Source organism: Candidatus Thiosymbion oneisti, assembly GCF_900092655.1.
Taxonomy (GTDB): domain Bacteria; phylum Pseudomonadota; class Gammaproteobacteria; order Chromatiales; family Chromatiaceae; genus Thiosymbion; species Thiosymbion oneisti.
In genome coordinates, this window is the sequence record NZ_FLUY01000620.1 from 1 (window position 1) to 362 (window position 362).

The window sequence follows — 362 nt, forward strand, 5'->3', positions numbered from 1 at the left end:
GGCGGCGCGCCCAACACCGGCCCGGTCTTCCACTGCGAATTCACCGCCCTGGATGCCAAAACGCCCTATCGTCCACCGCGGAACACCCCCAAGGCCCGGGTCCAAGGTCCCCAGACCGCCATCGTGGTCGGCAAAGCCGGCGAAGAGATCTGGACCGACCAATACGGCCGGGTCAAGGTCCAATTCCACTGGGACCGCTACGGCCAATCCGACCAGCACAGCTCCTGCTGGGTGCGGGTTGCTCACCCCTGGGCCGGCAAAAATTGGGGGGCTGTCGCCATTCCCCGCATCGGCCAGGAAGTCATCGTCGACTTCCTGGAAGGCGACCCCGACCGGCCCATCATCACCGGCGGGGTCTACAA

At 66.0% G+C, this 362-nt stretch carries 1 protein-coding gene; it reads left to right on the forward strand.

Annotated features, from left to right (window positions below; translation table 11 throughout):
* Positions 1 to 362, forward strand: a 362-nt coding sequence (gene tssI / locus BQ17_RS06785; protein ID WP_141699141.1) for a type VI secretion system tip protein TssI/VgrG, incomplete at both ends; no start/stop codon positions are given.